Raw genomic sequence first — 23,975 nt, 5'->3', positions numbered from 1 at the left:
CGATGCGGTCGTCAGACGATGTAGAAGAGGTGGTTGAGCGGCAGCCGCTCGGCCGGCTCGATGGTCGCGGGCTCGCCGTCCGCGGTGACCTTGTACGTCTCCGGGTCCACCTCGATGCGCGGCAGCGCGTCGTTGCGCACCATGTGCTGCTTGCCGATGGTCCGGCAGCGCTGCACGGGCTCGATCCGTCGTTGCAGCCCCAGCTCCCCAGGGACCCCGGCGGCGATGGACGCCTGCGACATGAACGTCACCGAGGTGCGCTGCTTCGCCCGGCCGTGGGTGCCGAACATCGGTCGGTAGTAGACCGGTTGGGGCGTCGGCAGCGAGGCGTTCGGGTCGCCCATCAGGGCCCAGTTGACCATGCCGCCCTTGATGATCAGCCTGGGCTTGGCGGCGAAGGAGTGGATCGGCCAGAGCACGATGTCGGCGAGCTTGCCGGGCTCCAGGGAACCGATCACGTCCGCGGCGCCGACCGCCGTCGCGGGGTTGATCGTCAGCTTGGCCAGGTAGCGCAGGACCCGCGCGTTGTCGTTGCGGGAGCTGTCCTCGGCCAGCGGGCCGCGCATCTCCTTGCAGTGGTGTGCCGTCTGGAAGGCGCGCAGGAAGGACTCGCCGACCCGGCCCATGGCCTGGGAGTCGGAGGAGAAGATACTGATGACCCCGAGGTCGTGCAGCACGGTCTCGGCCGCGATCGTCTCGGCCCGCACCCGGCTGTCGGCGAACGAGACGTCCTCGGGGATGTCACGGGACAGGTGATGGCAGACCATCACCATGTCCAGCAGCTCGTCCACCGCGTTGACCGTGTAGGGCAGGGTCGGGTTGGTGGAGGCAGGCAGTACGTTGGCCTCGCCCGACACCCGGATGATGTCGGGGGCGTGGCCGCCGCCCGCGCCCTCGGTGTGGAAGGTGTGGATGGTCCGGCCGTCGATCGCCGAGAGGGTGTCCTCGTAGAAGCCGCCCTCGTTGAGGGTGTCGGTGTGGATGGCCATTTGTACGTCGTGCTCGTCGGCGACCCGCAGCGCGGTGTCGATCGTGGCGGGGGTGGCGCCCCAGTCCTCGTGCACCTTGAGCCCGGCCGCTCCCGCCTCGATCTGCTCCCGCAGCGCCTCGGGCAGGCTGCCGTTGCCCTTGCCCAGCAGTCCCACGTTGACCGGCAGGTCCTCCACGGCCTCCAGCATCCGGTGGATGTTCCAGGGTCCGGGGGTGCAGGTGGTGCCGTTGGTTCCGTCGGTGGGTCCGGTGCCGCCACCGAAGAAGGTGGTGATGCCGTTGGACAGGCCCTCCTGGGCCTGCTGGGGCGCGATGAAGTGGATGTGCGTGTCGACGCCCCCGGCGGTGGCGATGAGGTGCTCGCCGGAGATCACCTCGGTGCCGGGGCCGATGACGAGCTTGGGGTCGACACCGTTCTGCAGATGCGGGTTCCCCGCCTTGCCGACGCCGACGATCAGGCCGCCGCGGACCCCGATGTCGCCCTTGACCACGCCGAGGACCGGGTCGAGGACCACGACGTTGGTGACGACGAGGTCCAGGGCGCCCTCGCGGTTCAGCGCGGAGGGGTCCTGGGCCATGCCGTCCCGGATGGCCTTGCCGCCCCCGTAGACGGCCTCTTCCCCGTAGGACCCGGCGTTGTGGTCGTACTCGACCTCGACGATCAGGTTGGTGTCGGCCAGGTGGAACCGGTCGCCCACGGTGGGACCGAACAGGTCCGTGTACTGCTTGCGCGGGATGATCGCCATCAGTTCCGCTCCTCTTCGTTGTTCTTCTCGGTCCCGGATCCGGGACGTGCGAAGCCGAGTTCCGCGGCGCGGCGGAGCGCGTCGCGCCGGGTGTCCGGGGCGGACAGGCCCCCGTTGACGAGTCCGGCGAAGCCGTTGAGCCGGCCGGTGCCGCCGAAGGCGCACAGCTCCACCTCGCGGGTGTCGCCGGGCTCGAAGCGCACGGCGGTCCCGGAGGGAATGTCCAGGCGCATGCCGTAGGCGGCCTCGCGGTCGAAGCGCAGGGCGCGGTTGATCTCGAAGAAGTGGTAGTGGGAACCGACCTGGACGGCCCGGTCACCGGTGTTGGCGACGGTGAGCATGGTCCTGGCACGGTCGGCGTTGATCTCCACGGGTTCGTCCCCGTAGAGGTAGTGGGCTCCGCCCGACATCTGTATCTCCTCTGGGTCCGGGACGTCTCAGGCGCTGATCGGGTCGTGGCAGGTGACCAGCTTCGTCCCGTCGACGAAGGCCGTCTCGACCTGGAGGACGGTGAGCATCTCCCGTACGCCGGGCATCACGTCGTCGCCCGAGACGACCCTGCGGCCCAGCTCCATGCATTCGGCGACGGTGTGGCCGTCGCGCGCGGCCTCCAGAACGGCCTCGGTGATCAGGGCGGCGGCTTCGCTGTAGTTGAGCTTGGTCCCCCGGTCCCTGCGGCGGCGGGCCAGGTCCGCGACCACGTAGACGTGGAGTTTGTCGATTTCCCGCGGTGCGAGGTTCATGGCGTCACATCAGCTTTCTCGAAGGCGATTCTCGAAGGCGATTTCTCGAAGTTGTTTTCTCAGGATGTTTCTCGAAGTTGCTTCCCGAAGGAGAACCCGGGCCGGTCCAGAGCCGGAGCGGCTGCCAGGAAGAGCCAGGTCGTCACGGTGAACGGCCAGGTGAAGGGGGTTGTGCCGAACGTCTGGGCGAAGGCTTCCCAGGCGGCACTGAAGGGGACCGAGGCCACGGCGGCAAGCGCGGCGTACCCGGCGGTCCAGGGGGTGAGGGTCAGGAAGGTGGCGGTCAGCGCGATCGCGCAGAGCACCGCGTTGTAGCCGTACAGCCCCTCGGTGATCCTGTCCGCGGGCAGCCCCGCCGCACAGGCGGTGAGCAGCGCGAGAACGCTACCGCAGACCGCCGCGAGGGCCGCGGTCCGGGAGGCGACGAGGAGCCCGGCGAGCAGGATCAGGCCCGCGTACCAGTTGTCCAGGAAGAAGATCTGGCCGAGGTTGTTGCAGAAGGCATGCCACGCCTCGGCGGCCGTCAGCTCGGTGAACCCCGGAACCCGGGCGGCCACGCCCGCGGTGACCGGGGCGCCGGGCAGTGCGATCGTCAGCGCTCCGGCGACCAGACAGTAGGGGGCCGTCAGGACCGGCAGCCCGAGCGGAACCAGGAGCCGCCCGGCGGCAGCGGTCAGCACCGAGCAGACGACCGCGCCGAGCACGACCGGCACGGCGGTCTGCCACGAGGCGCCGAGCCGTACTGCGAGGGCGATTCCGGTCAGGCAACCGCAGTAGCCCTGAAGCCCTTTGCCCACTGGCTGCCGGTCGGCCCCCAGCAGGACCGCCGCCCCGGCGGACGAGGCGGCGCCGAGCAGGCCGTACACCCCGATACGCCAGCCTCCGGCGAACAGCGCGAGCGTGAACAGCAGCCCGGACCAGGGGCTGGAGACGAGTGCCACCTGGGCGACGCCGCGCAGTTGCACGAGTCCGGCGCGGAGAGAGGACCGGTCCGGTCCCGGCACCGCCCGTTCTCCCTGCGCCGCCTGTTCCGCTGCGGGCATGTCATCTCCTTTGAGGACATGGCGAATTGACCCGCATCCGCCCGGCACCCCGGGGATCGGGACCTTGATCAACAATCTGTTGAGACGGTACGCCCGGTAACAACGCGACAACGGCGCCCAGTTGGCGCGTCCCGACGTGACGACACGAACACGGTCAGACATGTCCGCAGATGAGGGGCGCGCCTGAAGGGCGCCCGGCGGGGTGTCTCGGCTCCACGTCCGAGGGATCCTTGGTCAGAGGTTGAACGTTTCGTACCTGTTGCTTGACCGATCGTTTGACGGAACAGGGAAGTCGCAGCCGCACGCCTTCCCGCACACTCAGGGATTTCGACCGGGAACACGTACGCATTACCGGCGCCGATAAATGCCGGGTCGCCCGACGCGCCGCGGCCCCGCACCACTTCAACGGTAAAGTCGTCCCGGCAACACGCACGACCCCGTCGCCGGTGTGCGCGCGCCGCACCGCCCGCACACCGACGACAGGGTCGGACCGCGGCCACCGAAGCGGGACCGCGGAAATATTCACCCGGGGGAGGCAGCAATGCTATTCGCCTACATCTTTTCCGCCGCCATCGCCGTAGGGACCGTTTTCTATATCGTTCACCTTTTTCTCCGCGACCAGATGATCGATACACACGGCCGGGAGATTCGGGCCCTGGTGGAGGACGTTCGCCGCGTCGCCGAATATGACGGCAGTTCCATCACCATTGAATACCGTCTCTCATGACACGAGGACGGCGAAACCAAGTACGCGGAGGGCAGGGAAACCATCCTTGCCCGCCGCTCTTCTCAGGTACACAAGGGCTGCGAGATCGATATCAAGTACCTGGATGACGACCACATTTCATTCGTCTTCGACAAGTGACCCGCCGGACGGCCCTCGGTCCTCCTCGGCCCTCAGTCCTCCGGCGGAAAGACGACCTCCCCCGTCCCGGTCAGCGTGATCGTGATCGCCTCGACGGGGCACCCCTCGGCAGCCGTGAGGACCTTCTCGTCGGCATCGGTCTCCGGGTGCGACGGGCGCGACTGCCGGGCGGAGTCCAGCGCGAACCGGCCCGGCGCGTGGTTCAGGCACATCCCGGAGCCGATGCAGATGCTCCGGTCGACCTCGACGGCCCAGCGGTCCCCCATCACGCCCCCTCGTATCCGGCCGGCAGGTGGATCATCTTGTGCTCGAAGTACTCGCCGTACCCCTCGGGTCCGAACTCCCGCCCCAGGCCGGAGTTCTTGTAGCCGCCGAACGGGCCGAGCATGTCGAGGCTGAAGGTGTTCACGCTGTACGTGCCCGTCCTGACCCGGCGGGCGATGTCGATGCCGCGTTCGGTGTCGGCGGTCCAGACACTGCCGCTGAGGCCGTAGTCGGAGTCGTTGGCGATCCGTACGGCTTCGTCCTCGTCGCCGTACGGCAGCAGGCAGATGACGGGGCCGAAGATCTCCTCGCGGGCGATGCGCATGGAGTTGTCCACGTCTCCGAAGAGGGTCGGCTCGACGTACCAGCCCCGCTCCTGGGACGCCGGACGTCCGCCACCGGTAAGGATCTTGGCGCCCTCGTCCTGCCCGATCCTGATGTAGTCCAGCGAGCGTTGCTGCTGGCGTCGCGCGACCAGCGGGCCGAGTTCGGTGGCCGGGTCGAGCGGATCGCCCACCTTCAGCGCACCCGCCGCGGCGGCGAACGCCTCGGCCGTCTCGTCGTAGCGGGAGCGCGGTACGAGAATGCGGGTCTGGGCCACGCACGCCTGGCCGTTGATCATCCAGGCGAAGGGGACGATGCCCGCCACGGCGGTGTCCAGATCGGCGTCGGGGAGGATCACGGCGGCGGACTTGCCGCCCAGCTCCAGGGTGACCCGGGTGAGATTGCGGGAGGCGACCTCCATCACCCGGCGCCCGGCGGCCACCGACCCGGTGAACGACACCTTGTCGACGCCGGGGTGCCCGACCAGGTACTCGCTGACCTCGCGGTCGGCCGGAAGGATGGAGAGCACGCCCTCCGGCAGTCCGGCATCGGCGGCGATCTCGGCCAGGATGTAGGCGTCCAGCGGCGATTCGGGCGAGACCTTGAGCACGGCGGAGCAGCCGGCCAGCAGCGCGGGCGCGAGCTTGGCGGCGGCGGTGAACTGCGGAACGTTCCACGGCACCACGGCCGCGACCACCCCGACCGGCTCCCGCCGCACCAGCAACGGCCCGAGCGCCCCGCTCCGCCGCTCCTCGTACGCGAATTCGCGGGCGACGGTGATCGCCGAGTCCCACACCATCATCGCGGCGAGGGCCTGCACCATGACGCTCGACGTGTACGGCGTGCCGTTCTCCGAGCTGATGACCCGGGCGATCTCCTCGTACCGGACGGCGAACGCGTCCTTGATCCTGGTCACCACCGCGATCCGCTCGTCCAGGCTCATCCTGGGCCAGGGCCCCTCGTCGAACGCCCGCCGCCCGGCGGCGACGGCCGCGTCCACGTCCGCCTCACAGGCATGGGGCACCCGGCCGATGACCTGCTCGGTGTGGGGCGAGACGACCTCGATGGTGTCCCGGCCCAGCGGATCGACCAACTCCCCGCCGATGAACAGTTTTCCGTGTTCGACAAGCTCGGTCATGACTGCTGCCTCCCGCGGCGCGGTGCGTTGCCCGAATCGACGTCCGGTCCGGGTCGACATCCGACTCGATGTCCGACCGGGTGTCCGACTCAGGATCTGACTCTGTGTCAGAACTGATACCAGTTCCAGTTCCAGTAGTCCACGTCCGTGACAACACCCCGAACCAGATGGTCGACCGGGGCTACTACTGGAACAAGTTCTCGTTACAGTGGGCCCGACGCGCCCACACGCGGGCGCGACGGATCGCAGCCGCACGTCGCCGAGAGAGATGGGGACCTCATGACGCAGGTGACCGACCACGGCGGGGGCGTGCACAGCATCAAGGTGCCCATCCCGGACAATCCGCTCGGCCACACCCTCGTGCACGTCCTGGACACCGATCGGGGACCGGTCCTGATCGACACCGGATGGGACGACCCCGAGGCCTGGGACACGCTCTGCGCCGGACTCGCCGCCGTCGGTACGGAGATGGCCGACATCCACGGGGTGGTCATCACCCACCACCACCCCGACCATCACGGGCTCTCCGGGCAGGTGCGCGAGGCCTCCGGGGCCTGGATCGCCATGCATGCGGCGGACACCGCGATCGTGCGCCGTACCCGGGAGTCCGAACCCGGCAGGTGGCTGACGTATCTCGCGGCCAAACTCACCGCGGTCGGAGCGCCCGAGGCGCATCTCGCGCCGTTGCGGGCCGCCGCGGCCGACGGGGGCCGGATGCGGACGCTGCCAGGGCTGCGGGCCGCGCTCCCGGACCGCGAGATCGTCCCCGGTGAGCTGCTCGATCTGGCGGGGCGCAGGCTGCGGGCGATCTGGACGCCGGGGCACACGCCGGGGCATGTGTGCCTGCACCTGGAGGAGGAGCACCCCGGCAGTCTGCCGGGCCGGGGGCGGCTCTTCTCGGGGGATCACCTGCTGCCGGGTATCAGCCCGCACATCGGGCTGTACGAAGACCCGGACGACGCCACGGCCACCGACCCCCTCGGCGACTACCTCGACTCGCTGGAGCGGATCGGCCGGCTCGGGGCCGCCGAGGTGCTGCCCGCCCACCAGTACGCCTTCACCGATGCGGCGGGGCGGGTACGGGAGCTCCTCGGGCATCACGAGGAACGGCTGACCGGGCTGCTCGGGCTGCTGGCGGAGCCGCTGACGCCGTGGGAGCTGGCCGAGCGGATGGAGTGGAACCGGCCCTGGGAGCAGATCCCGCACGGCTCCCGGAACATCGCCGTCTCGGAGGCGGAGGCGCATCTGCGACGGCTGGTGAAGCTCGGGCGCGCGGAGGCGGTGGCGGGCACCGATCCCGTGACGTACGTCGCGGTGTGAGGGGTGGAGTGCCTCGCGGTGTTGGCGGTAGCGTCCGGTGGCGTGCGCTGCTGTGCGAGGCGTGGCGGTCCGGTGGGGTGCGGCGCGGTGTGACGGTCGCGTGCCTCGCGGCGCGAGCGCGGCCTGCGGTGCGGAGCGGAACGGCGTGATGTACGTCTCGGTGTGATCAGGGGCGCTCCTCCCGGCCCGGACCCCGCCCGGACCCGCCCGGTACAGTGTGCGGGTCGTCATCATGCCCGTTCAGGGGGAAGCCGGTGCGAATCCGGCACTGACCACGCAGCCGTGAACCGTCTTCGCAGGCGGTGAGTCGGAATGCCCTGTCCGCGGTCGTGACCGGCTCGGACCACCGGATCCCCCGGTGGTCGGCACCGTCGAGGTATACGGAGCCGGAGCCTGGTGCCTGAGCGTGCCTGTGCCCGGTTCACCCCGCAGGAGAGGCCCCGCCCGCCATGACCGTACGTCGCAGCGCAGCAACGCTCGCCGCCACCGCCGCCGTGCTCTGCGCGGCCGCTGCGCCGGTCGCGGTGGCAGCGCCGTCCCCGTCGCCCTCGCCGTCCGTCGCGCTGCCTTCCGGGCTGTACGGCACGGCGGACCCCACCTACGACGGCGTGTGGCGGCAGTCGATGGCCTTCCTCGCCCAGCGGCTCGAAGGGGTCACCCCGGCCGCGAAGTCGGTGGAGTGGCTGATCTCCCAGCAGTGCGCCGACGGTTCCTACGCCGCGTTCCGGCCCGATACCGCCAAGCCGTGCGACGCGAAGACCGTGCGGGACACCAATGCCGCCGCGGCCGCCACCCAGACCCTGGTCGAGGTGGGCGGGCACCGCGAGACCGTGAACAACTCGGTGCGCTGGCTGAAGTCCGTGCAGAACGAGGACGGCGGCTGGGGCTACACCGCGGGCGCGCCCAGTGACGCCAACTCGACCTCCCTGGTGATCGGCGCCCTCGCCCGCCAGGGGCAGCGGCTCGCGGACATCACGACGCCCGGCGGCAAGACCCCCTACGACCCGCTGCTCACGCTCGCGATCCCGTGCGGCGGGAAGGACGGTGGCGCCTTCGCGTACCAGGCCGACAAGAAGGGCGGGCTCGCCGCCAACGCGGACGCCACCGCGGCCGCCGTGCTCGGCACGATGGGCAAGGCGATGGCGGTCGGGAACAACGCCGCGGGCAAGGCGCCCAGTTGCCGGCCCGGTTCCGGGCTCACGCCCGAGCAGGCCGCCCAGAACGGCGCCCACTACCTCACCGGTGCCCTCGCCGGCAGCGGCCACCTGAACCAGGCGCCGATGCCCGGTGCCACCGACACCACCCCGCAGCCCGACTTCGGCAACACCGCGGACGCGGTCGTCGCGCTCTCCGCGGCCGGCCACCAGGACAAGGCGGCGGGGGCCATCTCCTGGCTGAAGAAGAACTCCGCGGACTGGGCCGCCCAAAGCGGCCCCGCCGCCTACGCCCAGCTGATCCTTGCCGCCCACGCGACCGGCGACAACGCCCGGGACTTCGGCGGCGTCGACCTGGTAGCCCGGCTGAACGCGGCCGGCCCCGAGCCCGCCGCCGTGGTGACGCCCGACCCGTCCGCCGACACCGGGTACGAGCCCACGGAGAAGGACCAGGTCCACAGCGGCGACGACGTGATCGGGGGCGTGTGGTGGTACATCGGCATCGGCCTCGTCCTCGCCGCGATCGCGTTCTTCCTGATCAGCGGTCGCCGGAAGAACAGGCAGCCGTGAGGCGCGCGGGACGGACCACCGCGCTGCTGGTGGTCCTGGGCGCCGTCTGGGCCCTGCTCGGCGCGGTACCGGCCCAGGCGGCCGGCTACCGGTACTGGTCGTTCTGGGAGAGCGCCGGCTCCGACTGGACGTACGCCACCCAGGGCCCGTCCCTGGTCCGGCCGGACGACGGGGCGGTGCAGGGCTTCCGGTTCTCGGTCAGCGAGGACTCCCAGGACTCGGCGAAGCCGCGCCGCGCCCCCGACTTCGCGAAGATCTGCGCGGACACCCCGGCGAAGGACGGCACCAAGCGAATAGCGCTCGTCATCGACCCGGGCACGGCCGCGGACGCCCCGGCCGGTGAGACGCCGCCCGCGCCGCGTACCGCGTGTGCGCGGGTCGCCCCGGACGCGAGCGCGGCGGAGGCGCTCGCCTCGGTGGCGAAGCCGCTGCGCTACAGCAGCGACGCGATGCTCTGCGCCATCACCGGCTACCCGGGCTCCGGCTGCGGCGAACAGGTCTCCGGCGACGGGCAGGGCACGCCCGCCGGATCGGCGTCCGCCTCGGCCACACCGGCCGGATCCGCCGCGTCCTCCGGTTCCGGCGGCTCCTTCGGCCCGTCCGCCGGGGTGCTCGTCGGTGTCGGTGCCGTGCTTCTGCTCGGCATCGCCGCGGTAGTGCAGTCCCGCCGCCGCCGCGGATGACCGCCCAGACCGGCTCCGCGGTCCTGGCGCGCCGTCGTCCGCTGCGCGCCCCCGAGGCGACCCGGAGCAACGCCCTGCCCGCCGGGGCGTGGTGGCTGTGGGCGCTCGGACTCGCCACCGCCGCGTCCCGGACCACCAATCCGCTGCTGCTCGGGCTGCTGATCGCGGTGGCCGGCTACGTGGTCGCCGCGCGTCGTACGGACGCGCCGTGGGCCCGTTCGTACGGGGCGTTCATCCGGATCGGGCTGTTCGTCGTCGGTGTGCGGCTGGTCTTCTCCGTCTTCCTCGGTTCGCCGATCCCCGGTACGCACACGGTGTTCACGCTCCCCGAAGTGCCGCTGCCCGACTGGGCGAAGGGGGTCAGGATCGGCGGCCGGGTCACCACCGAGCAGCTGCTCTTCGCGCTGTACGACGGGGCGAAGCTGGCCACGCTGCTGATCTGCGTCGGGGCGGCGAACTCGCTCGCCAACCCGGCCCGGCTGCTGAAGTCGCTGCCGGGCGCGCTGTACGAGGCGGGGGTCGCCGTCGTCGTCGCGATGACGTTCGCGCCGAACATGGTCGCCGACGTGATGCGGCTGCGCACCGCACGGCGGCTGCGGGGCCGTGCGACCGGCGGCATCAAGGCGGTCCTGCAGATCGGACTGCCGGTCCTGGAGGGCGCGTTGGAGCGGTCGGTCGCGGTGGCCGCGTCGATGGACGCGCGCGGCTACGGGCGTACCGCCCAGGTCCCGCCCGCCGTCCGCCGCACCACGAACGTCCTCACGCTCGGCGGGCTGCTCGGAGTGTGCGCCGGTACGTACGGGCTGCTGGCCGCGCAGGGCGCGGTGTACGGGCTGCCGGTGCTGATCGCCGGGCTCGTCGCCGCCATTGCCGGGCTGCGGCTCGGCGGGGCCCGCTCGGTCCGTACCCGCTACCGGCCCGACCGGTGGGGCGCGCGGGCCTGGCTGGTCGCGGGTTCGGGTGTCGCGGTGGCGGGGGCGATGATCTGGGCGGGCGTTGTCGACGAGTCGGCGCTGCACCCCGGGGTCGTCCCGCTGGTCGCGCCGGTGCTTCCGCTGTGGCCCGCGGCGGCGGTGCTGATCGGGCTGCTGCCCGCGGTGGTGGCGCCGGTGCCGCCGGTGGGTGCGGTGGGCGCGGTGGGCGCGGCGGCGGGTGCGGCGAATTCCAAGGAGATCCAGTGATCCGGTTCGAGCAGGTCTCGGTGCGGTACGAGGGGACGGAGCGCCCCACCCTGTCCGGGGTCGACCTGACCGTGCCCGAGGGCGAGCTGGTGCTGCTCGTCGGCCCGTCCGGGGTCGGCAAGTCGACGCTGCTGGGTGCCGTTTCCGGTCTGGTGCCGCACTTCACCGGCGGCACGATGAGCGGCCGGGTCACGGTCGACGGGCGTGACACCCGTACCCACAAACCGCGTGAACTCGCCGACCTCGTGGGCACGGTGGGCCAGGACCCGCTCTCCCACTTCGTCACCGACACGGTCGAGGACGAGCTGGCGTACGGCATGGAGTCGCTGGGCCTGGCGCCCGACGTGATGCGGCGGCGGGTCGAGGAGACCCTGGACCTGCTGGGGCTCGCCGGCCTGCGCGACCGGCCGATCGCCACGCTCTCCGGCGGTCAGCAGCAGCGGGTCGCGATCGGTTCCGTCCTCACCCCGCACCCGAAGGTCCTGGTCCTCGACGAGCCGACGTCCGCCCTGGACCCGGCGGCGGCCGAGGAGGTCCTCGCCGTGCTGCAACGGCTGGTGCACGACCTGGGTACGACGGTCCTGATGGCGGAGCACCGGCTGGAGCGGGTGGTGCAGTACGCGGACCGGGTCGTCCTGCTGCCGTCGCCGGGCGCCGCCCCGGTCGTGGGCGGGCCCGCGGACGTCATGGCCGTCTCCCCGGTCCGCCCGCCGGTCGTCGCGCTGGGCCGGCTGGCGGGGTGGGAGCCGCTGCCGCTCTCGGTCCGCGATGCCCGGCGCCGGGCGGCGGACCTGCGCGAACGGCTGGCGGCGGTGCGTCCTCCCGCTCCGGGGCCGGTGGCCGCTCCCGCCCCGGTGCCGCTGAGCCCTTCCCCCGTGCGGCGCGGTGTGCTGGCCCGGCTGCTGGGGCGCGGCGCGCGGACCGCCGAGGTGCCCGAGCCGGTCGCCGACGTCACGGCCCGGGTTGGACGGCTCGGCGTACGGCGCGGGCGCGTCGAGGCACTGCGCCGGGTGACGCTCACCGTCGCCCCCGGCGAGACCGTCGCCCTGATGGGCCGCAACGGCGCGGGCAAGTCCACCCTGCTGGCCACCCTCGTCGGCATGGTCGAGCCCACCACCGGCACCGTCCTCGTCGGCGGCCGGGCCCCGCACCGCACCCAGCCGCGCGAGATGGTGCGCCGGGTCGGGCTCGTACCGCAGGAACCGCGCGATCTGCTGTACGCGGACACCGTCGCCGCCGAGTGCGCCGCGGCGGACAGCGACGCGGGCGCCGCCCCCGGCAGCTGCCGGGCCCTGGTCTCCGAGCTGCTGCCCGGCGTACCGGACGACACCCATCCACGCGATCTTTCCGAGGGCCAGCGGCTCGCGCTCGCCCTGGCCGTCGTGCTCACCGCGCGGCCCCCGCTGCTGCTCCTGGACGAGCCGACCCGTGGCCTGGACTACGCGGCGAAGGCCCGGCTGGTCGGGGTGCTCCGGGGCCTCGCGGCCGACGGCCACGCGATCGTGCTGGCCACGCACGATGTGGAGCTCGCCGCGGAACTGGCGCACCGGGTGGTGATCCTCGCCGACGGGGAGGTCGTCGCGGACGGGGAGACCCGGCAGGTGGTGGTCTCGTCCCCGGCGTTCGCCCCGCAGACCGCGAAGATCCTCGCCCCGCAGGAGTGGCTGACCGTGGCCCAGGTGCGCGCCGCGCTGGGAGAGCCGTCATGAGCGGGCGCCAGGTGCGGCCGGTACGGCTCGGGCCGCGCGCGATCGCCGCGCTCGTTCTCATCAGCGCGATCGGGGTGGTCGCGTTCGGCTGGCCGCTGCTGGCCGGCCCCGGTGCCGGTCTGGCGCACTCGCAGGACGCGCCGTGGCTGTTCGCCGCGCTGCTGCCGTTGCTGGTCGGGGTGGTCGTCGCGATGATCGCGGACTCCGGTCTGGACGCCAAGGCGGTGGCGATGCTGGGGGTGCTGGCCGCGGTCGGCGCGGCCCTGCGGCCGCTGGGGGCGGGCACGGCAGGGCTGGAGCCGATGTTCTTCCTGATGGTGCTGAGCGGCCGGGTGCTCGGGCCGGGCTTCGGCTTCGTGCTCGGCTCGGTGACGATGTTCGCCTCCGCGCTGCTCACCGGCGGGGTGGGGCCGTGGATGCCGTTCCAGATGCTGTCGATGGGCTGGTTCGCGATGGGCGCGGGCCTGCTGCCGGGGCCGGACCGGCTGCGCGGGCGGGGAGAGCTGCTGATGCTGGCGGGGTTCGGCTTCGTGGCGTCGTTCGCGTACGGCACGGTGATGAACCTGTACGGCTGGACGATCGTGCCCCCGGCCGGCTCGGGCATCTCGTTCCACGCGGGCGATCCGCCGGCGGACAACCTGGTCCGCTTCCTCGCGTACTGCGCGGCCACCTCGCTCGGCTGGGACCTGGGCCGGGCGGTGCTCACCGCGGTACTGACGCTGGCCGTCGGTCCGGCGCTGCTGAAGGCGCTACGGCGGGCCACCCGCCGGGCCAACTTCGAGGCCCAGGTCACATTTGACGCTCCCCGCGAGTGAGGGCTCCCACAGTCCCTTGGTCCTCCACTACGCGGGGTAGTCGCCGGCCGGGAATCGGGGGCCCGCCTCGGCGCCGCGTCCGACCTGCCATGACGCGTTCGGGTCGGTCGTGGGGGCCCCGGGCCCTTCGGTCCGGCTACGAGGCGGGCTCGTATCCGGGGTCGTTGCCATGGCTGAACGCCGCCGCTAACACTGGACGAGTCGCCGAGCACCGCAGGGTCCGCCGAACCGGACCGCGGTCGACGAAGACCGGTCCACCCGCACGACCGCACGATCCGGACCGGCCCGCGACTCCCCCGTACCCGACGTCAGGACTCTCTGTGTCGTTCGCCCGAAACATCCTCGCCAAGCCCCGCACCGCCCGCCGCAAGTCCGCCGTCGCCGGCGCCGCCGTACTCCTCGGCGCCACCGGTCTGGGTCTCGGCGTCACGCCGGCCATGGCCGCTCCGGCCGCCGCGCCGGCGTCCGTCGCAGCGAGCGCGCAGGGCACGGCGAGGGCCATGATCGGCGACGCCGCGCAGTTCCAGTGCTTCAGCAACATCGTTCAGCACGAGAGCGGCTGGAACCACACCGCCACCAACGCCTCCTCCGGCGCCTACGGTCTCGTGCAGGCCCTGCCCGGCTCGAAGATGGCCTCCGCCGGTGCCGACTGGAAGACGAACCCCTCCACCCAGATCAAGTGGGGCATGGACTACATGAACTCCCGCTACGGCAGCCCGTGCGGCGCCTGGTCGTTCTGGCAGGCCAACCACTGGTACTGAGCCGACGGCTCGTACACAGGCAGATCCGAAGGCCCCGACCACCGGTCGGGGTCTTCGCCGTACCCGGCCCTCACCCGTCCGAGCGAATAGGACACTTGATATCACTTGGCCAACTTAATGACTGGTTAGTCCATTTAGGCGCTTTTAGCTCGCGCCTCCGTTCCCAGCGGCGACCGGCGCGTTGTCCCTTCCGTGGAACCACGAGAATTCTGGGAGCGGAACACCGTCCTGGCGGAAGCTTTCTGCGCCAGCGACGAACGCATGCGCCGCGCACAGGCGGTGCTGGACGAGACACAGGCGGAGCGGAGCCGAACGCTGGCCGCCTTCGCCGTCACGGTCGGCGACGACGGTTCGATCGCGGACTTGATGGGCCTGAACGAACGCGAGGTGCGGTTAGCACGACGCACCGTCGGCCGCGCCGACGCACGGTCCCTTGCCCTGGAGCTCCTGAGCCAGGCCTCGCCGACGAAGGGCCAACCGGCGGGGAAGCCGTCCGCCGCACCGGAACGCGCCGTGCCGCACCCGGCCGACGAGACCCCCGCACCGCCGTCGGACGCACCACGGCCCGCCCCGGCCCGGACACCGGCCGTGAGCGTGCCCGCGGCCGCACCCCCCACTCCGGCCGCGCCCCCGACACCCGCCCAGGCTCCGACGCCGATTCCGGCCCCGATTCCGGCCCCGGCTCCGGCCCCGGCGACTACCGGGGTCCTGGCCCACATCCCGGCTCCGTCTCCGCCTGCCGAGGTGGAGCACACCGTCATCTGGTCGCCGAGCATGGACTCCGTGCTGCTGTGGAGCTGGGAATCCGGTCTCGATCTGCAGACGGTGGCCGCCGAACTCGGCCTGGAGGTACGGGCACTGCTGATGCGCGTACAGGAACTCGCCAACGACGGGCTGATCACGCTCGCGCACCCGGTCGCGGACGTCAGCCGGTCCGGGCGGCACCGCCGCCACGAGGAGGGATACGCGGCGCTGTTCAGCCCCACCGCCACCTTCCCCACCCACGTACCGTACTGAGGCACGCCCCGTCGCCCCGGCGACGTGGGCCCCGGCCGGAGCGCCGGCCGGGGTTCCCCCCACACGCCTCACTTCCCCCTGCTCTCCCCCTCGCTCCTCTGCCCCTCGCTCCTCTGGCCCCCCGGGCCGGCGCGCTCAGCGCCGCGCGGCCACCGTGTCGAACCAGCGGACGATCTGCGGACCCGACTTCATGTACGTGGTGTTGTGGTCGGCCTCGCCCTGGTCGACCACCGGGGCGTCGACACCCCGCTCGGCCAGATCGGCGGCGCAGTGGCGGGCGTTGGCGACAGGGACGTCGGTGTCGCCGGACGAGGAGTAGAGCCGCACCGGAACGTCCGGCTTCCAGGCGCAGTTGCCGTCCTGGGCGCGCGCCGCGGCCAGCAGTCCGCCGGTGGGGTGCTGGAGCCGGCGGTAGTAGTCGTCGGTGAGCAGTTCCTTCAGCGTCGCGGGCAATGCCGGGATGATCTCCTCCTCGGTGTGGTTCGTGTCGAAGAGGTCGTCCACGATCGCGGCGTACGGCTTCCGGAACGCCTCGGAGGGGTCCTTGTAGAGCGGGTGCAGTCGGCTCTGCGCGGTGAGGTAGTACGACATGTAGAAGACGGCGCTGGTGTCGTTGACCCGGCCGTCGAACAGAGCAGGTGTCTCCGCGTGCTCGATGTCGTAGGGGCCCGATACGGGGGCGAGCGCCCGGAGCCTGAAGTGCCGGTCGGCACCGCCGTCCAGCGCCTTGCCCAGAGCCATCGCGACCTGGCCGCCCTGGGAGAAGCCGCCGGCGTACACATCGCCGGTGAGCGGCCGGTCCAGGAGTCGCGCGGCGGTGCGGGCGGCCCTCAGCATGTCGACGGAGGCGGTGACGGCGGACCTGGTGTCCATGTACGGGTGGCGTCCGGGCCCCTTGCCGAGGCCCAGGTAGTCGGGTGCGGCGACGGCACGGCCCGCCGAGGCGTGGAGGTACGGGGCGTAACGGCCGAAGTCCTCGCCGACGGAGGGTGCGTAGTCGCGGTGGGCCATGGTGCCGTGGGTGTCGGAGACCAGGTCGAGCCGGTGAGGACCGCCCTTGGGCAGGGCGAGGAGGCCGGTCGCGGTGGTGGGGGCGCCCTGGGGGGTGACGGTGCGGTAGGTGAGGCGGTAGGCGCGCAGTCCGTGGCGGACGGTGCCGGTTTCCATGCCGCCCGAGGCGAGGAACCGGGCGACGTCCGCGCGGTCGAGGTCGGACACGGGGGTGACGCTCAGCAGGGCTCCTCTGCCGTGCGCGGTGTACGGGTGCTGCGCCCCGGGTGCCTTCGGGGTCCCGGGTGTCCCGGTGACCCCTGCGGGCTGTTGCGCCACGGCCGGTGCGACGCCGAGGGCGGCCAGGACCATCACCGCGGCGGCCGCCGTCGTCCGGCGGGCGATGCGTCGCCGATTACGTGAAGTCCGGTGTCCCGTACGGAGGTTGTCGTTGTCCATGGCCACGACGCTATGCGGCCGGGCGCCGCGCCGACATCGGCGTGGCCCCCGGCCCGGGGTGCACCTGACAACACCCCCGGGCCGGGGGCCACCCTTCCGCGGGCGCTTCCGGTCAGAGCCGCTGGATGATCGTCCCGGTAGCCAGCGCGCCGCCCGCGCACATCGTGATGAGCGCGAACTCCTTGTCGCGGCGCTCCAGTTCGTGCAGCGCCGTGGTGATCAGCCGGGCCCCGGTGGAACCCACCGGGTGACCGAGCGCGATGGCTCCGCCGTTGACATTGACCTTTTCGAGATCCTGCTCGAAGACCTGTGCCCAGCTCAGCACCACGGACGCGAAGGCCTCGTTGATCTCGACGACGTCGATGTTCTTGAGCGACATCCCGGCCTTGCCGAGCACCGCGCGGGTCGCGTCGATCGGCCCGTCCAGGTGGAAGTGCGGGTCCGAGCCGACCAGGGCCTGGGCGACGATCCGGGCGCGCGGCTTGAGTTTGAGCGCCCGCGCCATCCGCTTGGAGGCCCACATGATCGCGCAGGCACCGTCGGATATCTGCGAGGAGTTGCCCGCGGTGTGGATGGCGGTGGGCATGACCGGCTTGAGCCGGCCGAGCCCCTCCATGGTGGTGTCGCGCAGCCCTTCGTCCCGGTCGACCAGCCGCCACATGCCCTGTCCGGCGGCCTGCTCCTCCTCGGTGGTCGGCACCTGGACGGCGTACGTCTCCCGTTTGAACCGCTCCTCGGCCCAGGCCACGGCGGCCCGTTCCTGCGAGATCAGCCCGAGCGAGTCGACGTTCTCCCGGGTCAGTCCGCGCTTGCGGGCGATGCGCTCGGCGGCCTCGAACTGGTTGGGCAGATCGACGTTCCACTCGTCGGGCCAGGGCTTGCCCGGTCCGTGCTTGGAACCGCTGCCCAGCGGCACCCGTGACATGGCCTCGACGCCGCAGCTGATGCCGACATCGACGACTCCGGCCGCGATCATGTTGGCCACCATGTGGGAGGCCTGCTGCGAGGAACCGCACTGGCAGTCCACGGTGGTCGCGGCGGTCTCGTACGGAAGGCCAACGGCGAGCCAGGCGTTGCGGGCCGGGTTCATGGACTGTTCGCCGGCGTGGGTGACGGTGCCGCCGACGATCTGTTCGACGCAGTCGGCGTGAATGCCGGTGCGGCCGAGGAGTTCTCGGTAGGTCTCGCCCAGCAGGTAGCCGGGGTGCAGATTGGCGAGCGCCCCTCCGCGCTTGCCGATGGGGGTGCGTACGGCTTCGACGATGACGGGTTCCGCGGCCATGAGCTCGTCCTCTCCTCGCACTTCCGCAGGGGCGTCCCGGCGCCCACGGATGGAACTAGTACGCGTTCTAGTTCTGCAAGCAGTCTTATGAGGCTTACCCCCGGTACGCAAGAGTGCTGCACGCTCCTTGCGCACCACTTCATACCGGCCTCACTCACCCTTCACGCAACAGAACGGACCGCCGCTCTTGCCAGTTGTAGAACTCGTTACTACCTTTCCGTCAACATCTGATGGGTCGTCAGGCAACGTTCCGGCGACCCTCGGACCGACCTGGAGCTGCCGATGTCCTGCCCCCATCTGCCCGCAGGGTTCGACTTCACCGATCCCGATCTGCTCCAAGACCGCATCCCGCACCCCGAGTTCGCGCAGATGCGGCAGACCGCACCGGTCTGGTGGTGCGCCCAGCCGACCGGCCTCTCCGGTTTCGACGACGAGGGCTACTGGGTCGTCACCCGGCATGCGGACGTCAAGTACGTCTCCACCCATCCCGAGCTGTTCTCCTCGAACACCAACACCGCGGTCATCCGCTTCAACGAGTCGATCAGCCGGGACCAGATCGAGGTCCAGAAGCTGATCATGCTGAACATGGACCCGCCCGAGCACACCCGGGTCCGCCAGATCGTCCAGCGCGGCTTCACTCCCCGGGCGGTGCGCTCCCTGGAGCAGGCGCTGCGCGACCGCGCCCGTTCGATCGTCGAGACCGCGCTCGCCTCCGCCGACGAGGCGGGATCGTTCGACTTCGTCACCAACATCGCCGTCGAGCTGCCGCTCCAGGCGATCGCGGAACTCATCGGCGTACCGCAGGAGGACCGGTCCAAGATCTTCGACTGGTCCAACAAGATGGCCGCGTACGACGATCCCGAGTACGCGATCACCGAGGAGGTCGGCACCGAGGCGGCCATGGAGATCGTCTCGTACTCGATGAACCTGGCGGCCGCCCGCAAGGAGTGCCCGGCCAAGGACATCGTCTCCCAGCTGGTCGCCGCGGAGGGCGAGGGGAACCTCTCCTCCGACGAGTTCGGCTTCTTCGTGATCCTGCTCGCGGTGGCCGGCAACGAGACCACCCGCAACGCCATCAGCCACGGCATGCACGCCTTCCTCACCCACCCCGACCAGTGGGAGCTCTACAAGAGCGAACGACCGGAGACGACCGCCGAGGAGATCGTCCGCTGGGCCACCCCCGTGGTCTCCTTCCAGCGGACCGCCACCCAGGACACCGAACTGGGCGGACAGCGGATCAAGAAGGGGGACCGGGTCGGGCTGTTCTACTCGTCGGCCAACAACGACCCCGAGGTCTTCGAGAACCCGGAGACCTTCGACATCAGCCGCGATCCCAACCCCCACCTCGGCTTCGGAGGCGGCGGGCCGCACTTCTGCCTCGGCAAGTCCCTCGCCGTGATGGAGATCAACCTGATCTTCAACGCGATCGCGGACGTGCTGCCCGATCTGCGGCTGGTCGACGATCCACGGCGGCTGCGCTCGGCGTGGCTCAACGGGATCAAGCAGCTTCAGGTCAGCACCAGGAACTGACCCGCTCCGTCCGTACGCCGAAGACGAACGCCGGAAACCTGCGCCGGAGACGCGCTTCCCGCCGAACCCCCGCACGGGAGGCGCACAACGGCGCGAGGATCATGGCGGGCATGCACGCCCTGCTCTCCGCCTTCGCACCCATCTGGATACTCACCGCGATCGGTTACGCGGTCGGCCGCAGCGGACTGCTCGGCGCGCAGGCGGAGGCCGTGCTCGGCCGGTTCGTCTTCCATGTGGCCATGCCCGCCGCGCTGTTCACCATGGTCTCCGGGGCCCGGCTGAACACCTTCGCCAACTCCTCGATGGTGGCCTTCGCGGCGGGCACCGCGCTGGTCTGCGGTCTCGGGTTCATGGCGGCCGGGCGGCTCTTCGGACGGGGCACGGCGGACCGGGCGATCGGCAGCATGACCTCGGGCTACGTCAACTCCGCCAATCTCGGCATCCCGGTGGCGGTCCAGGTGCTCGGTGACGCGTCGTTCGTCGCCCAGATCATCCTGTTCCAGGTCCTGTTGGTCTCCCCGGTGGTCCTCGCGCTGCTGGACTCGGGGACGGGGGCAGGGGCGGGCTCCGGGAAGGCCGTCGTGTTCCGGCGGATGCTGACCATGCCGGTCCGCAACCCCATCATCATGGCCTCGTTGCTCGGGGTCGCCGCGTCCGCGCTCGGACTGCGGCTGCCGCACGCGCTCGCCCACTCCTGCGATCTGCTCGGCGCCGCCGCCGTACCGACGGCCCTGATCACACTGGGTCTGTCCCTGAACTCGCGCCCGGCCGCGCCGGGTTCGGCGGAACTCGCGCAGAACACGACACGGCCGGGGCGCACGGCGCGTCGCGAGGTGGTCGTGACGGTGGCGCTCAAGACGCTGGTCCAGCCCCTGACGGCCCTGGCCGTCGGCGGCCCCCTGCTGCATCTGCCCGAGCACCAACTGCTCGCCGTGGTGCTCTGCTCGGCGCTGCCGACCGCGCAGAACGCCTTCATCTACGCCCAGCAGTACGGTCTGGACACCCGGCCGGCCCGCAATGCCGTGGTGGCCTCGACGGTGGTCTCCATGGGCACGCTCTCCCTCGCCACCTGGGCCCTGGGAACGACCGGCCCCTGAGCCGTTCGAGTGGCGGCCCCGGGCCGGCGGGCGGATGCTGGTCAGGCGGCGATCCACGCCGAAGGGGTGCCAGGACGAGGTGTTCGTCCCGGCACCCCTTCGGCCCTTTCGAGGGCTCAGCCCGCCAGCGCCTCGCGCACGCCCGAGGACACGGCACTGTTCGTCAGGAGGTCGTTGTGCTTGAGGCAGTCGGTCCGGACATTGACCGCCCCGGACAGTGCGGTGCTGCTCGTCGGGGTGATCTGCTCGTCGCAGGCCGACCAGAACGTGCTGTACTGCACGGATCCGGGGGTCTCGTCGTCGCCGTTGAGCCGGGACAGGACGTACGAGCCGGGGGTCATGTCCCGGCACCCCTGGTCCCAGAGAGCGCAGAGGTACGCGACGCTCGTGCCGTGGTTCGGTCCGGCCAGGGACACCCAGCGCGCCACCTTCTGCCGACCGCCGCCGAAGGCGACGTACCAGCGGGTCGGGAGGCCGCCCAGGCTGTGGGCGACGAGGTCCACCTGCTGGGCACCGGTCGTGCGCAGCACCTCGTCGACGTAGGAGCCCAGGCGGTCGGCGAGTACTTCGTTCGTGGACTGCGTGGTGTCGTAGCTCCAGGCGAACAGCCGGTCCCTGGAGTATCCGCCGCTCTCGAAGTCGGTGATCATCCGGTCCCACACGCCGGGGCCCGCGTTGCGGCCGTGCACGAAGATCACCGGGTTCCGCCCGGTGTCCGTCCGCGCCGGCGCGGCGACGGCCGGTCCCGCCATCAGGAACCCGGAGACCAGGGCCAGGAGGACGATCATGACGATGCGACGCATGACGGCCTTTCAATTTGACGCGGACATGACGTACCGATCCTGGGCCGCCGGCATCCTGGCCAAACCCGGATCGCCCGCCGGCCCGGACCCGCTTGCCATCCGCCCCCTCAGAGCTGTTTGCTGCTCACCCCTTCGTCCGGCGATCTCGGCACCGGCACCGGCCGTTCGAGCTCTTCCCGCGGCTTCGCCGCCGCCGGCACGGCCACCGGCCGCAGCCTCCGCGGCCCGGACAGCGCATGGGTGAGCGCGAAGCCGAGCGTGACCACGGTCGCTCCGCCCACCGCGTCCAGCACCCAGTGATTGGCCGTGGCGACGATCGCGGAGACCGTGAACAGCGGGTGCAGCAGCCCCAGCGCCTTCATCCAGGCCCTCGGGGCCAGCACGACGACGACCGCACCGCACCAGAGCGACCAGCCGAAGTGCAGCGAGGGCATCGCCGCGTACTGATTGGTCATCGCGGTCAGGCTCCCGTAGTCCGGCTTCGCGAAGTCCTGGACGCCATGGACCGTGTCGATGAAGCCGAGCCCCGGCATCAGGCGCGGCGGGGCCAGCGGGTAGAGCCAGAAGCCCACCAGCGCGAGCAGTGTGGCGAAGCCGATGGTGGTGCGGGCCCAGCGGTAGTCGGCGGGGCGCCGTACGTAGAGCACACCGAGGATCGCCAGCGGCGCGATGAAGTGGAACGTCGAGTAGTAGTAGTCGAAGAAGGCCCTCAGCCGGCCGACGTCCACGACCGCGTGGTTGACCCTGTGCTCGATGTCGATGTGCAGCCACTGCTCGATGGCGTGGATCTGCCGGCCGTGGTGTTCGGCGATGGCGCGGCCGGCCGTCGCCGCGAGCCTGACCTGGGCGTACGCGGCGTACACGACCCTGATCAGGAGCAGTTCCAGCAGCAGGTTGGGCCGGTTCAGTACCCGCCGCCAGAACGGCAGCAGCGGAATCCGGCTCCAGCGGGCCGGGACCGGGGCGGCGCGGTCCGCGGGAACCGGGTGCTGCCAGTGCTCCGAGGCGCGCGGCAGGAACGGCACGGCGCAGGCCGCGGCGAGCGCGGCGGTCAGCAGCACGTTGTCGCGCACGGGGAAGAGCGCCTCGATGTTCGGCAGCAGCGCCGTCCCCGGCAGCGTGATGACGAGGACCACGACGGCGGGCCAGACCAGCCGGTCGCAAGCCCGCCTCCCGACCCGGCCGACCACGGCGAGCAGCACCCAGAGCAGCTGGTACTGCCAGGCGGTCGGCGAGACGGCGACGGCGACGCAGCCGGTCACGGCGACGGCGAGGAGCAACTGCCCGTCGCCCGCGTACCGGGCGGCCCGGCGCAGCCCGAGGAGGCAGCCGACGGCCGCCAGCGCCACGAAGAGCGCCACCTCCAGCGGGCCCGTGAGCCCGAACCGGAGCAGGGCGCCGTGCAGGGACTGGTTGGCGAGGCTGTCCGCGCTGCCACCGAGCCCGGAGCCCGCGACATGGTGCACCCAGTACGTCCACGAATCGCCCGGCAGCGCGGCCCAGGCGAGCACCGTGCAGACGGCGAACACCACGCCGCCGGTCGCCGCGGCCTGCCGGCGCCCGGTCAGCCGGAGGAGCACGGCGAAGAGCAGCACGGTCGGCTGAAGCGCGGCCGCCAGCCCGATCAGGACGCCCGAGGCGCGTTCCCCGCGGACCGCGGAACAGCCCAGCAGCACCAGCAGGACCGGCAGGACGCTGGTCTGCCCCAGGTGCAGCGCGTTGCGGACCGGCAGCGAGAGCATCAGCAGGCTGATCGCGACGGGCGCGGCCAGCAGCGCCGTGCGGCGGGCCACCGGCCCCGGCAGCGCACGTGCGGCGACGATGCCCAGCGCGGCGACGAGCAGCAGCGAGCCGAAGGTCCAGACGACGCCCAGGTTCTGTTCCGCGCTGCGGATCAGCGGTTTCAGCACCAGTCCGGCGAACGGGGTGCCGGTGAACCGGTCGCTGTCGTACAGCGACCCCGGCACGCGCAGGACGCTCTTCCCACTGATCCAGGCCGTCAGGTCGGTGAGCCGTTCGCCCGGTGGCTGCCCTATCACCACCGCCATCTGCCGTACGGCCAGCGCGGCCACGATCAGCCAGAGCAGGACACGGGCCGCCCCGGTCCTCGCTCCGGTCGCCGGATCTCCACACACACTGCGCTCCGCATTCGCCACGCCGCGCCGGCCCTCCCGCCGTTCCGGTGCCCGCCCCTCGATTCGATCCGGGCACGCTGTGGAACCATCGCATTACGCTACGAGACAGCCATAATCAGCCTTGTCGGCGCTTGACCCCCATACCGGTTTTATCCGAATACGCTTTCGCACAGTCGAAATCGGAGCCGGTATCGGAGCCGGAACCGCAACCGGAACCGAGGCCGGAACCGGATCCACGGCCCGTACGTCCTCCCCCGTGCTGTCGATCACGTTGTCGATCACGGGGGAGCCGGACGGACATGCGATGCGCGAGGGTGAAGCGGAGTGCGCGGGGCACGCGGGGCGTGCCTGGCAGG

At 71.4% G+C, this 23,975-nt stretch carries 21 protein-coding genes and 1 riboswitch; of the genes, 11 read left to right on the top strand and 10 right to left on the bottom strand.

The genetic code is table 11. The annotated features are described in order from the left end of the window. Positions 1 to 11: 11 nt before the first annotated feature. Genes ureC through ACIRJP_RS23920 form a run of 4 tightly spaced genes read right to left on the bottom strand, consistent with a single transcriptional unit; the run spans position 12 to position 3,522 of the window. The gene (gene ureC / locus ACIRJP_RS23935; protein WP_404177589.1) at positions 12 to 1,736 is read right to left on the bottom strand and encodes an urease subunit alpha; all 1,725 of its coding nucleotides are present in this window, start codon (positions 1,734 to 1,736) and stop codon (positions 12 to 14) included. Then, positions 1,736 to 2,146: an urease subunit beta gene (locus tag ACIRJP_RS23930; protein ID WP_404177586.1), complete on the bottom strand. Its 411-nt coding sequence runs from the start codon at positions 2,144 to 2,146 to the stop codon at positions 1,736 to 1,738. The genes ureC and ACIRJP_RS23930 overlap by 1 nt, the downstream gene beginning before the upstream one ends. Before the next feature lie 27 nt (positions 2,147 to 2,173). Next, positions 2,174 to 2,479: an urease subunit gamma gene (locus ACIRJP_RS23925; RefSeq protein ID WP_266419767.1), complete on the bottom strand. Its 306-nt coding sequence runs from the start codon at positions 2,477 to 2,479 to the stop codon at positions 2,174 to 2,176. Between the two features lie 59 nt (positions 2,480 to 2,538). Next, positions 2,539 to 3,522, bottom strand: coding sequence for an urea transporter (locus tag ACIRJP_RS23920; protein ID WP_404177583.1), 984 nt, complete (start codon positions 3,520 to 3,522; stop codon positions 2,539 to 2,541). A 541-nt stretch (positions 3,523 to 4,063) separates the two neighbouring features. On the opposite strand from ACIRJP_RS23920, the gene ACIRJP_RS23915 reads away from it, so the two are divergent. Continuing rightward, on the top strand, positions 4,064 to 4,249 hold the full coding sequence (locus ACIRJP_RS23915) for a hypothetical protein (RefSeq protein WP_404177580.1): 186 nt from the start codon (positions 4,064 to 4,066) through the stop codon (positions 4,247 to 4,249). A 170-nt stretch (positions 4,250 to 4,419) separates the two neighbouring features. Here ACIRJP_RS23915 and ACIRJP_RS23910 read toward each other — a convergent pair whose 3' ends face one another. Next, the gene (locus ACIRJP_RS23910) at positions 4,420 to 4,653 is read right to left on the bottom strand and encodes a ferredoxin (protein WP_404177577.1); all 234 of its coding nucleotides are present in this window, start codon (positions 4,651 to 4,653) and stop codon (positions 4,420 to 4,422) included. Next, positions 4,653 to 6,113 (bottom strand): aldehyde dehydrogenase, encoded by a 1,461-nt coding sequence (locus ACIRJP_RS23905; protein ID WP_404177574.1) that lies wholly within the window; start codon positions 6,111 to 6,113, stop codon positions 4,653 to 4,655. The genes ACIRJP_RS23910 and ACIRJP_RS23905 overlap by 1 nt, the downstream gene beginning before the upstream one ends. A 279-nt stretch (positions 6,114 to 6,392) precedes the next feature. Here ACIRJP_RS23905 and ACIRJP_RS23900 point away from each other — a divergent pair, with 279 nt between their 5' ends. The 8 genes from ACIRJP_RS23900 (at position 6,393) to ACIRJP_RS23865 (ending at position 15,323) form a co-directional block, all read left to right on the top strand. Then, complete coding sequence (locus tag ACIRJP_RS23900) at positions 6,393 to 7,433, top strand: MBL fold metallo-hydrolase (protein WP_404177571.1); 1,041 nt, start codon at positions 6,393 to 6,395, stop codon at positions 7,431 to 7,433. A 204-nt stretch (positions 7,434 to 7,637) separates the two neighbouring features. After that, a riboswitch (cobalamin riboswitch) is annotated at positions 7,638 to 7,773 on the top strand. Positions 7,774 to 7,882: 109 nt separating this feature from the next. Beyond that, positions 7,883 to 9,157 carry a prenyltransferase/squalene oxidase repeat-containing protein gene (locus ACIRJP_RS23895; RefSeq protein ID WP_404177568.1) on the top strand — a complete coding sequence of 425 codons (1,275 nt, stop codon included), beginning with the start codon at positions 7,883 to 7,885 and terminating at the stop codon, positions 9,155 to 9,157. Continuing rightward, positions 9,154 to 9,840, top strand: coding sequence for an SCO2322 family protein (locus ACIRJP_RS23890; protein WP_404177565.1), 687 nt, complete (start codon positions 9,154 to 9,156; stop codon positions 9,838 to 9,840). Before ACIRJP_RS23895 ends, ACIRJP_RS23890 begins: the two co-directional genes overlap by 4 nt. Next, on the top strand, positions 9,837 to 11,021 hold the full coding sequence (locus ACIRJP_RS23885; protein ID WP_404177562.1) for an energy-coupling factor transporter transmembrane component T: 1,185 nt from the start codon (positions 9,837 to 9,839) through the stop codon (positions 11,019 to 11,021). The genes ACIRJP_RS23890 and ACIRJP_RS23885 overlap by 4 nt, the downstream gene beginning before the upstream one ends. Continuing rightward, positions 11,018 to 12,730: an ABC transporter ATP-binding protein gene (locus ACIRJP_RS23880; RefSeq protein WP_404177559.1), complete on the top strand. Its 1,713-nt coding sequence runs from the start codon at positions 11,018 to 11,020 to the stop codon at positions 12,728 to 12,730. The genes ACIRJP_RS23885 and ACIRJP_RS23880 overlap by 4 nt, the downstream gene beginning before the upstream one ends. Next, positions 12,727 to 13,545, top strand: a complete 819-nt coding sequence (locus tag ACIRJP_RS23875; protein ID WP_404177556.1) for an ECF transporter S component — start codon at positions 12,727 to 12,729, stop codon at positions 13,543 to 13,545. The genes ACIRJP_RS23880 and ACIRJP_RS23875 overlap by 4 nt, the downstream gene beginning before the upstream one ends. Positions 13,546 to 13,865: 320 nt before the next feature. Further along, on the top strand, positions 13,866 to 14,306 hold the full coding sequence (locus tag ACIRJP_RS23870; protein WP_404177553.1) for a transglycosylase SLT domain-containing protein: 441 nt from the start codon (positions 13,866 to 13,868) through the stop codon (positions 14,304 to 14,306). A gap of 261 nt (positions 14,307 to 14,567) precedes the next feature. Next, positions 14,568 to 15,323 (top strand): hypothetical protein, encoded by a 756-nt coding sequence (locus ACIRJP_RS23865; RefSeq protein WP_404177550.1) that lies wholly within the window; start codon positions 14,568 to 14,570, stop codon positions 15,321 to 15,323. A 135-nt stretch (positions 15,324 to 15,458) separates the two neighbouring features. On the opposite strand, the gene ACIRJP_RS23860 is transcribed toward ACIRJP_RS23865, so the two are convergent. Together ACIRJP_RS23860 and ACIRJP_RS23855 are read right to left on the bottom strand one after the other, a co-directional pair. Then, positions 15,459 to 16,772, bottom strand: a complete 1,314-nt coding sequence (locus ACIRJP_RS23860; protein ID WP_404177547.1) for an alpha/beta hydrolase family protein — start codon at positions 16,770 to 16,772, stop codon at positions 15,459 to 15,461. 112 nt (positions 16,773 to 16,884) lie between these two features. Next, on the bottom strand, positions 16,885 to 18,054 hold the full coding sequence (locus ACIRJP_RS23855) for a steroid 3-ketoacyl-CoA thiolase (protein ID WP_404177544.1): 1,170 nt from the start codon (positions 18,052 to 18,054) through the stop codon (positions 16,885 to 16,887). Between the two features lie 282 nt (positions 18,055 to 18,336). Between ACIRJP_RS23855 and ACIRJP_RS23850 the strand changes: the two genes are divergently transcribed. Both ACIRJP_RS23850 and ACIRJP_RS23845 read left to right on the top strand, forming a co-directional pair. After that, on the top strand, positions 18,337 to 19,584 hold the full coding sequence (locus ACIRJP_RS23850; protein WP_404177541.1) for a cytochrome P450: 1,248 nt from the start codon (positions 18,337 to 18,339) through the stop codon (positions 19,582 to 19,584). A 110-nt stretch (positions 19,585 to 19,694) separates the two neighbouring features. Next, a complete protein-coding gene (locus ACIRJP_RS23845) occupies positions 19,695 to 20,681 on the top strand; it encodes an AEC family transporter (RefSeq protein WP_404177538.1) in 987 nt (328 codons plus the stop codon). 116 nt (positions 20,682 to 20,797) lie between these two features. Here the strand turns inward: ACIRJP_RS23845 and ACIRJP_RS23840 are convergent, their stop codons facing one another. Then, complete coding sequence (locus ACIRJP_RS23840; protein WP_404177535.1) at positions 20,798 to 21,484, bottom strand: esterase/lipase family protein; 687 nt, start codon at positions 21,482 to 21,484, stop codon at positions 20,798 to 20,800. Between the two features lie 107 nt (positions 21,485 to 21,591). Next, the gene (locus ACIRJP_RS23835) at positions 21,592 to 23,571 is read right to left on the bottom strand and encodes a bifunctional glycosyltransferase 87/phosphatase PAP2 family protein (protein WP_404177903.1); all 1,980 of its coding nucleotides are present in this window, start codon (positions 23,569 to 23,571) and stop codon (positions 21,592 to 21,594) included. Positions 23,572 to 23,975 lie beyond the last annotated feature (404 nt).

The organism is Streptomyces sp. NPDC102437, from assembly GCF_044765565.1.
GTDB lineage: Bacteria > Actinomycetota > Actinomycetes > Streptomycetales > Streptomycetaceae > Streptomyces.
Note: the sequence above shows the minus strand (reverse complement) of the source record. Positions and strands in the feature narration are given on the sequence as shown.

What these genes read in the sequence shown, in the direction of transcription:
- ACIRJP_RS23875 (WP_404177556.1), top strand. Translation starts at nt 12,727, where the DNA reads ATGAGCGGGCGCCAGGTGCGGCCGGTACGGCTCGGGCCGCGCGCGATC.
- ACIRJP_RS23900 (WP_404177571.1), top strand. Translation starts at nt 6,393, where the DNA reads ATGACGCAGGTGACCGACCACGGCGGGGGCGTGCACAGCATCAAGGTG.
- ACIRJP_RS23885 (WP_404177562.1), top strand. Translation starts at nt 9,837, where the DNA reads ATGACCGCCCAGACCGGCTCCGCGGTCCTGGCGCGCCGTCGTCCGCTG.
- ACIRJP_RS23910 (WP_404177577.1), bottom strand. Translation starts at nt 4,653, where the DNA reads ATGGGGGACCGCTGGGCCGTCGAGGTCGACCGGAGCATCTGCATCGGC.
- ACIRJP_RS23845 (WP_404177538.1), top strand. Translation starts at nt 19,695, where the DNA reads ATGCACGCCCTGCTCTCCGCCTTCGCACCCATCTGGATACTCACCGCG.
- ACIRJP_RS23905 (WP_404177574.1), bottom strand. Translation starts at nt 6,113, where the DNA reads ATGACCGAGCTTGTCGAACACGGAAAACTGTTCATCGGCGGGGAGTTG.
- ACIRJP_RS23860 (WP_404177547.1), bottom strand. Translation starts at nt 16,772, where the DNA reads ATGGACAACGACAACCTCCGTACGGGACACCGGACTTCACGTAATCGG.
- ACIRJP_RS23855 (WP_404177544.1), bottom strand. Translation starts at nt 18,054, where the DNA reads ATGGCCGCGGAACCCGTCATCGTCGAAGCCGTACGCACCCCCATCGGC.
- ACIRJP_RS23915 (WP_404177580.1), top strand. Translation starts at nt 4,064, where the DNA reads ATGCTATTCGCCTACATCTTTTCCGCCGCCATCGCCGTAGGGACCGTT.
- ACIRJP_RS23895 (WP_404177568.1), top strand. Translation starts at nt 7,883, where the DNA reads ATGACCGTACGTCGCAGCGCAGCAACGCTCGCCGCCACCGCCGCCGTG.
- ACIRJP_RS23840 (WP_404177535.1), bottom strand. Translation starts at nt 21,484, where the DNA reads ATGCGTCGCATCGTCATGATCGTCCTCCTGGCCCTGGTCTCCGGGTTC.
- ACIRJP_RS23925 (WP_266419767.1), bottom strand. Translation starts at nt 2,479, where the DNA reads ATGAACCTCGCACCGCGGGAAATCGACAAACTCCACGTCTACGTGGTC.
- ACIRJP_RS23850 (WP_404177541.1), top strand. Translation starts at nt 18,337, where the DNA reads ATGTCCTGCCCCCATCTGCCCGCAGGGTTCGACTTCACCGATCCCGAT.
- ureC (WP_404177589.1), bottom strand. Translation starts at nt 1,736, where the DNA reads ATGGCGATCATCCCGCGCAAGCAGTACACGGACCTGTTCGGTCCCACC.
- ACIRJP_RS23920 (WP_404177583.1), bottom strand. Translation starts at nt 3,522, where the DNA reads ATGCCCGCAGCGGAACAGGCGGCGCAGGGAGAACGGGCGGTGCCGGGA.
- ACIRJP_RS23865 (WP_404177550.1), top strand. Translation starts at nt 14,568, where the DNA reads ATGCGCCGCGCACAGGCGGTGCTGGACGAGACACAGGCGGAGCGGAGC.
- ACIRJP_RS23930 (WP_404177586.1), bottom strand. Translation starts at nt 2,146, where the DNA reads ATGTCGGGCGGAGCCCACTACCTCTACGGGGACGAACCCGTGGAGATC.